6 protein-coding genes and 1 pseudogene are annotated in these 7365 nt (G+C 56.6%); 2 read left to right on the top strand and 5 right to left on the bottom strand.

The features are described from left to right. The 3 genes from Q1B15_RS05665 to Q1B15_RS05655 form a co-directional block, all read right to left on the bottom strand. The coding region (locus Q1B15_RS05665; RefSeq protein ID WP_299751407.1) for a methyltransferase domain-containing protein at positions 1-594 on the bottom strand (594 nt) is incomplete at its 3' end. A 163-nt stretch (positions 595-757) separates the two neighbouring features. Further along, positions 758-1216, bottom strand: coding sequence for a GFA family protein (locus tag Q1B15_RS05660; RefSeq protein WP_299751404.1), 459 nt, complete (start codon positions 1214-1216; stop codon positions 758-760). Positions 1217-1256: 40 nt separating this feature from the next. Beyond that, positions 1257-1550 carry a hypothetical protein gene (locus Q1B15_RS05655; protein WP_299751401.1) on the bottom strand — a complete coding sequence of 98 codons (294 nt, stop codon included), beginning with the start codon at positions 1548-1550 and terminating at the stop codon, positions 1257-1259. A 231-nt stretch (positions 1551-1781) separates the two neighbouring features. Here Q1B15_RS05655 and Q1B15_RS05650 point away from each other — a divergent pair. Together Q1B15_RS05650 and Q1B15_RS05645 are read left to right on the top strand one after the other, a co-directional pair. Next, positions 1782-2270 (top strand): annotated as a pseudogene (locus Q1B15_RS05650) (tyrosine-type recombinase/integrase); the annotation flags it as partial. A gap of 272 nt (positions 2271-2542) precedes the next feature. Further along, positions 2543-3382 carry a universal stress protein gene (locus Q1B15_RS05645; protein WP_299751398.1) on the top strand — a complete coding sequence of 280 codons (840 nt, stop codon included), beginning with the start codon at positions 2543-2545 and terminating at the stop codon, positions 3380-3382. Between the two features lie 599 nt (positions 3383-3981). Here Q1B15_RS05645 and Q1B15_RS05640 read toward each other — a convergent pair. Beyond that, complete coding sequence (locus tag Q1B15_RS05640) at positions 3982-6696, bottom strand: cation-transporting P-type ATPase (RefSeq protein WP_299751395.1); 2715 nt, start codon at positions 6694-6696, stop codon at positions 3982-3984. A gap of 95 nt (positions 6697-6791) precedes the next feature. Next, positions 6792-7094, bottom strand: coding sequence for an alcohol dehydrogenase catalytic domain-containing protein (locus Q1B15_RS05635; protein WP_299751392.1), 303 nt, complete (start codon positions 7092-7094; stop codon positions 6792-6794). Positions 7095-7365 lie beyond the last annotated feature (271 nt).

Raw genomic sequence — 7365 nt, 5'->3', positions numbered from 1 at the left:
GCTGGTGTTCAAAACCACAAAACCTTCCGCCGATATGCTGGAGAACCCGGCCAACGCCAGTCTCATTGGCAATGACCTAGGCAATCTGGCATCGGCGTAGACCGCCTGATAGGTCGTCATCACGCGCTTCATCAGGGTGGGATCACTGCTTGTCCAAACCAACGTTTCCCAATCTGTGTCCAGTATTACGATGCGACCACCAGGTTTCAGAACACGGAATGCTTCGGTCAGCGCGCAATCGACATCATCGAGAAAGCAAAAAAGCTGCGCAGCGACTATGGCGTCGAAGGTCCCGTCCTCAAAAGGCAGGTCCTGCGCGTCGCCAAGCAGGAATTCGCCTTCGCGGCAGATGTGGCGTGCCATCTCCAAAATCGTCTCCGATGAATCCAAGCCGACAACACGCCCTTCGGATCCAACGGCGTTGAGCATGTCCCGTGCCAAAATGCCGTTTCCCGAGCCAAGTTCCAGAATGACCTCTGCTTGACCCGGCGACAGTACGCGCATGATCTCGGAGCGTTGGCGAACCATCTCCTCGGTTCTGGCCATCTGCTCCTGTTTTGCCGCCATCTCGGCGTCATAGAAATCACTGGCCATGGCTAATCCCCCTGCGCTTAGGAAATTCCAAGATAGCACCGGGCCTTTTGAAAAAACATGCTTGCTGTTCTGCTGGACCTCTCTGCTCCGGGCCCAACGCCGCCAATTGACCGATGGCCGCTTCGCGCAACGCCGCAGTTTCGGATCAACACTGGCGAACAATTTAGGCCAGCGCCGCCTCTAGCCGATCGAGCGCCTTCTTCGGCCAAACCTCGTCAAAATTGTAGAACTCTTCAAAGACAGGGATGTCTTCGCTGAGAGGTACCCATGCCTGCTTGCTGCTCGTGAAGATTTGTACATCCGGGGGGCATCGGTTTGGGTCATCCATGGTTCCGACACGCACATAACGCAGCTTGCCAAGTCGAACCATGTAGCTGCTGAAGACCGCTACGCCGCAATGTTCGCAGCGGGTTACGATTTGGCCTTTTCCACTCGGTGTCGGAAGTTCATGTTCACTGATCGGTCCTTCATACTCGACGCGATCGGCCTCGATTATTGCGTTCAAGACGTAGGCGGCTCCCGTCAGCCTTTGGCACTCACTGCAATGACAGCAATGCACGAACATCGGTGGTGATTTCATTTTATAGGTGACAGCGCCGCAGCCGCATTTTCCCTTAAGCATTCTTCCCTCCCAATCCCTTTCTATTGGTCAAACCCCAGCCCTAATCGGCCAAGTCGTAGTGCTTGATTGTCCGGGACTCGACCAATTCAGCCTCTTCCGGATAAATGTGATGGCTCCGGTAGTCTTCGCCGACGAATGCCTTGAGCGAGTCCAAGCTGTCCCAGATCATGACAAAGCTGAACTCTCTCGGAGATTCCTGACGTGGAGCACCGGGTAGCACTTGAACAATACCCTTTGTCCCTTTCATTAATGGGATCGCCGTCTCGTGGAAGAACTTGCCGAACTCTTCCTCTTTGCCCGGTCTCGTGACGACCTGAAATATCCGCATGATCATGTATCCGTCCTCCGAAAGGTGCGGTTCTTGGATGCATGGGTGCCTCAAACGATTGTAGCCTAGCACAATCTGGCGAGATTGTCTGCTCTGGGCTCGAAGCGGCCCACTGCGACGCAGCGAAAGCATTCTGACCGACCGCGCCGAAACCAGTCATTCGCCAGGCAATGATATTCTACCAGGGTCGGCACGGCGTCGACGTCTGGGATGGGAGGGCTGGATGGAGACTCCATCATGTCCAAAATTCAACTTCCCGAAACCATTACAAAACGCCCCCCTTGGAATAGAGGCCGACTCGTTGGCCAGAAACGACCGCTCCTGCCGAGACAGGTCTGGGCCAGACGAGCGCTACTTGAACTCGCTGACAATCTCCGAGACCTCGCTTTGTTCAACCTTGTTATCGACAGCAAGCTGCGGGGTTGTGACCTCGTCCGCCTGAGGGTGGTCGACCTCGTTGTCGACGGTTCAGTGCGCGAACGGGTGTCGGTCATCCAGAGCAAGACCGTACGACCTGTCTAGTTTGAAGTGTCCGAGAACACTCGAAAGTCTGTGTTGGAGTGGGTCGAGTCACCTGCCATGCGTGGATGCGAATTTCTTTTCACCAGCAGGTTCCAGGCCTTTCAGCACTTGTCGACGCGGCAGTACGCTCGGCTCGTGAGGGAGTGGGTGTCGGCCATCGGGCTCGACTCGTCGGGATATGGGACACATTCCTTGCGGCGCACCGTGCCATGGAAGAAAATACCGCAGGCGGGGAAAGATTGTGGTCACGACGTATACGAAAAGCGGCATGAACAGAAACCAGATGCCTCTTAGCCAAGAAGCAAATCTGTCCTAAAAAGCAGGATCACCGCACTCTGCCATAGACCTGGGAACATACGTCGTTCTTGCCCACAGAATATCGGCAGGAGTGTTGATCTGGATCAGTGAGCCACACTTTGGGTTTGATAACGTTCTTATGACGTTTCTTGCCAACGTCCCCAGAAAGGTCGCGAAAAATGAGCCTACAGACAATCCTTGTTTGCCTGACAACTCAGGATCATGCTGAGACGTTGATGAAACTGGCGGTGCCGCTTGCGCGCAAACTCAATGCACATCTGGTGGGACTTCACACGCTGGAGGCATTGAACGTTTACCCTAGCATCGCAATGCACATCCCGGCCCCTGTCTTTGACACCTTCAACAAAAGTCAGGCTAGAGAAGCCGAGGCAATCAGGGGCATCTTTGACAAATATACAAAGAACGAAGACTTCCCCAATGAATGGCGCCTTTTGCAGGCAGAATCGACCTCGGCCACTGATAGAATGGTTGAAAGCTCTCGGGTGGCTGATCTGGTGATCATGTCCGATGAAGACAAAGAGACCGAACGCTATGACCAACGCAATGCGCGCTTGGACGTCATTCGTGACAGCGGCCGCCCAGTGATCGTCGTGCCGTTGGGATATGAGGGGCCGACAGTTGGAGAAAACATCCTGTTGGGGTGGAGCGATACACGCGAAGCGGCACGGGCAGCCCACGATCTTTTGACGCTGGCCGATGAGGGGGCAAGGGTATGCGTGCTGCATGTGGGCAGGTCACAGAAGGACGAGCTTGCCGAGTCCGATACAATTGAACTTGCTAATATGTTTGCACGACACGGTCTGAAGGTCTCCCTTGAGCATCGTGATGGAATGGCCAAGGACGTCGCAGAGATGATAAAGAAGAGCGCCTTCGAGAAAGGATCAGATCTGATCGTCGTTGGCGCCTTTGGGCACTCCAAAGCCTATGATGTCGTCGTTGGTACGGCCACGTATGCATTGCTCAGTGACGCAAAGCTGCCAGTCATGTTCAGCAAATAGCTTTGAAAAGCCGTGTCACGTGTGGCCGTAAATCGATCCCGCGTAATTGCAAAGGTCTGTTTTGGGTCTAGATCGGTAATCACGATTGCCTGCGCATATCCTGCTTCCCGATGACCCTAGCGGTACCGTGCACCAATAGCTGTTGCCCGGGAACGAAGCTGCCGTCCAGGACGCACTATTAGGTGCGCGCTTTACCCACAGCATTTCGCGACACCTCACGACCGGATTGAATGACGGCTACAACCAAGAAATCTTCGCCATTTGTAGGGAGGTCTTGAAAGGAACCAGCATGCATATCAAAGTCTATACAGATTACAGCATCGACGGGATCGGGCCGGATGTATGGTTTGCGCAGCTGGCGATCGAGTGAGGGTCATTGTGGCCCTATTGGAAAGACTGGTTGGACGACAAGAGCAGTCGCCGCGTTTCTGCACCAAGGCTAGGGCATCGGCGCGCGCTCCGATCATCCAGGCCCCCGGTACCTATGGGCATCAGACGTAGAGGCGGCGACCGAGCCCTTACAAAAGCCAGACCTGCTGCGCGGCGACCTACGCTTTGCTCAAAGGTCCGGCAGACGGCTATCAGAAACCGGACGGCGGCTAGCGGCTTTTCCTACGGTCAGTCAAGGTAAGCCGAAGTTGCTTCTCAGTTTCGATGATTGCAAAGAAAACCATGCCGATGATCAAGATCAGAACACCGTCAAAGAGCGATACGGCTCGGGTGCCAAAGATTTGCTGTGCCGTTGGCCAGTAGGTCAGGAGAAGCTGCGCGGGAACCACGAGCGCCAAGCTTATCCAGATCGCTTTGGTACCACGTGCTGCGGCCCAGGTCAGCGACGTGCTGAAGATGTTGCGAATGAAGAAAATATGGAAGATCTCCAGCACAACCAGCATGTTCATCGCCATCGTCTGTGCCAGTTCCAGAGAATAGCCCTTGTCGAGAGCATAGAAATTCACACCAAATACGGCAGCGACGAACAACACCGAAATGAAGACGATGTGCCAGACCAGTCCTCTGTCCAGCAAGGGGGCGTTTCTCGGACGCGGCGCGCGCACCATAGTGCCGGGTTCAGTCGGTTCAAAGGCCAGGGCCAGCCCGAGAGAAACGCCTGTAATCAGGTTCACCCAGAGAATCTGCAACGGTGAAACCGGCAGAGCCAGACCAAGTAGCAGCGCAACCGTTATTGCCCCGGCCTCGCCAAAGCTGGTTGGGATCTCGAACCCGATCACCTTGCGAATGTTGTCAGAGACCGTGCGCCCCTCACTTACTGCGGCGGCGATCGACGCGAAATTATCGTCGGCCAATATCAAAACCGCCGTTTCCTTGGCGGCCTCGGAGCCTTTCACGCCCATCGCGATGCCAACGTCGGCGCGTTTCAGAGCGGGGGCGTCGTTGACACCGTCACCCGTCATCGCGACGGTCAGGCCATGCGCCTGCAGCGCCGTGACCAGGCGCAGCTTGTTCTCAGGTGATGTCCTGGCGAAGATGTTGGTGTCCAGCGCAGCAAGCGCCAACTCCGGGTCGTTGAGCCTGTCGATGTCAGCCCCGGTCAATACGGAGGAGGGGTTCTTTAGCCCGATCTGCTGCCCGATGGCTGAGGCGGTGCCGGCGTGATCGCCAGTAATCATCTTAACGACAATGCCTGCATCGTGACAGTTGGCGACCGCTTTAATGGCTTCGGGGCGGGGCGGGTCGATAAGGCCGGTCAGACCGATCAACGTCAGTTGCCCATCCAGTTTCGATCTGTCGATGCGGTTGTTCTTCGTACTTTGCATCGCGAAAGCCAGAACACGCTGGCCTTCCGAGGCAATGCGATGTGCCGCGCGATCCCAAAACGCATGGTCGAGTGCCACGTCTTGACCCTCGCTTCGTTGCGTCGCACACATTGACAACACGCGTTCCGGGGCACCCTTGACCAGTATAAGGCCGTCTTCGTCAGGCGCTTCAGCCAGAATTGCCATGAAGCGGTGCACGGCATCGAACGGTATCTCGTCATGCCGGGTCCACCCATCGAAAACGACGTCGAGTTTTCCTGCGAAGGCAAGAAGCGCGCCTTCCATGGGATCGCCTGCAACGTTCCAGGACCCGACGGTTTCGCGCAGGGCGGCGTCGTTGCATAGGACTGCTGCGCGCGCCAGTTCCACCAATGCGCCGGACGCAGGCTCGGGATCTATTGTGCCTATGGGAGAATAGCCGTCACCATGCACCGTGAAGCTTCCTTCGGTGGTCATCGCGGTGGCCACAATCATCTCGTTCCGGGTCAGGGTACCTGTCTTGTCCGTGCAGATGACCGATACGGCGCCAAGGGTTTCTATCGCAGGCAGGCGGCGCACAATCGCGTTGCGGCGCGCCATAGCCCTCACGCCAACTGCCAGAGCAATCGTCATGACGGCGGGAAGTCCTTCGGGAATTGCAGCGACCGACAGGCCGACGACGTTCATGAATATCTCAACGAAGGATAGGTGGCTTACGAAATAGCCATAGGCCAGCAGCACTGACGCTATCAGCAGGATCAGGATCGTCAGCCAGCGGGCGAAGCGGTCCATCTGCTCGACAAGAGGGGTCGTCAGCGTCTCGATCGTGGAGATCATTCCGCCGATCCTGCCGATTTCGGTTGTCGCACCAGTTGCGACGACCAGGCCACGCCCCGATCCACCGGTGATCAATGTACCGCTGAAGGCCATGCAGTTGCGGTCACCTATTGCGGCGCCTTGGGCGACAGGCTCAAGGTTTTTCTCCACGGGAACAGACTCACCTGTCAGGATGGCTTCATCGATCCGAAGACCAGTGGCCTCGAACAGGCGCAGATCGGCCGGAACCCTTTCGCCCGGTTCAAGAAACACGACGTCGCCCGGAACCACGTCGACGCTGTCGATGCCGTGACGCTCGCCGTCGCGCAGAATTGTCGTATGGGGCGCAAGCATCTGACGGATGGACTCCATCGCCTGTTCCGCCTGACCCTCTTGAATGAAACCGATAATCGCATTGGCGAACACGACAGCAAGTATCACGGCCGTGTCGGCATAATGGTCCAGGGTCGCCGTTGTGGCCGCAGCGCCAAACAGGACATAAATCAGGACATTGTTGAAATGAGCCAGAAAGCGCAGGATCGGATCGCGTCGCGCCGTTTCCGGCAGGCGATTTGGACCATGGCGCGCCAACCGCTCCGCGGCCTCGGTCGCACTCAGACCCGCACGCGTAGCCTCGAATGCCGCCAAAGCATGTTCGACCGAAAGCGTGTGCGGGTCCCGATCCGAGCCCGACACAAACGAACCGCCTATTTCGTTCTCAGAAGGGGTCGGCGCGACTGTCATTTTCCTTGTCATGCCATTTTCTCAAGCCGGGGGAGCAATCTTGAGTACGCCACCCCGCTGGTTCGGGAACAGATCATTAAGCCTCCTCGATCTGGTCAAGCGTGTAGCGGTGCGTTGCTATACTCACTGGGGCAAATCGCACCTGCAATCACGCGCTGCCATCGAAATACTCCTGTACGCCGCGCCGATTTCTCGATCGAGCCAACGGGTTCATGGCCGATGGTGAGGCCGCGTTCCGCCGGGTATTCGCCTTTCAGAATACGAATATCGGTGCCGCAAATCGTCGCTGTCGCAAGGCGGATGAGCGCGTCGAGCGGCCCCACGTCCGAGATCGGTTTGTCATCGAGAACGATCCGGTTGGGTTCGACGAAAACGGCGGCCTTCGTCATTTTGGGCATTTGATGCCTTCCTTATGACACTGCATTGCTTGGCTTTCCTCTGGTGTAGCCTAGACAGACCTGCGGGACACTTGCGGCCCTACTTTAGCTTGTCTCTGAGGGCTTTGTCAGAGGAACTGGCTTGAGAGGGGTAGGGCGGCGATTTAGCTTGGTAGAATGACAAAACGCAGCCCCATCTACGTTCGGTTTCCTCTTTCGCTCCGAAATGTGGAGAATCTACGAGACGCGCGTGGCATAGAGATAATCCACGACCGGCGCCTGAGCGGTGCGT

Source organism: uncultured Boseongicola sp., from assembly GCF_937988555.1.
GTDB lineage: Bacteria > Pseudomonadota > Alphaproteobacteria > Rhodobacterales > Rhodobacteraceae > Boseongicola.
The sequence above is the reverse complement of the archived record's forward strand: the minus strand, read 5'-3'. Positions and strand labels throughout refer to the sequence as shown.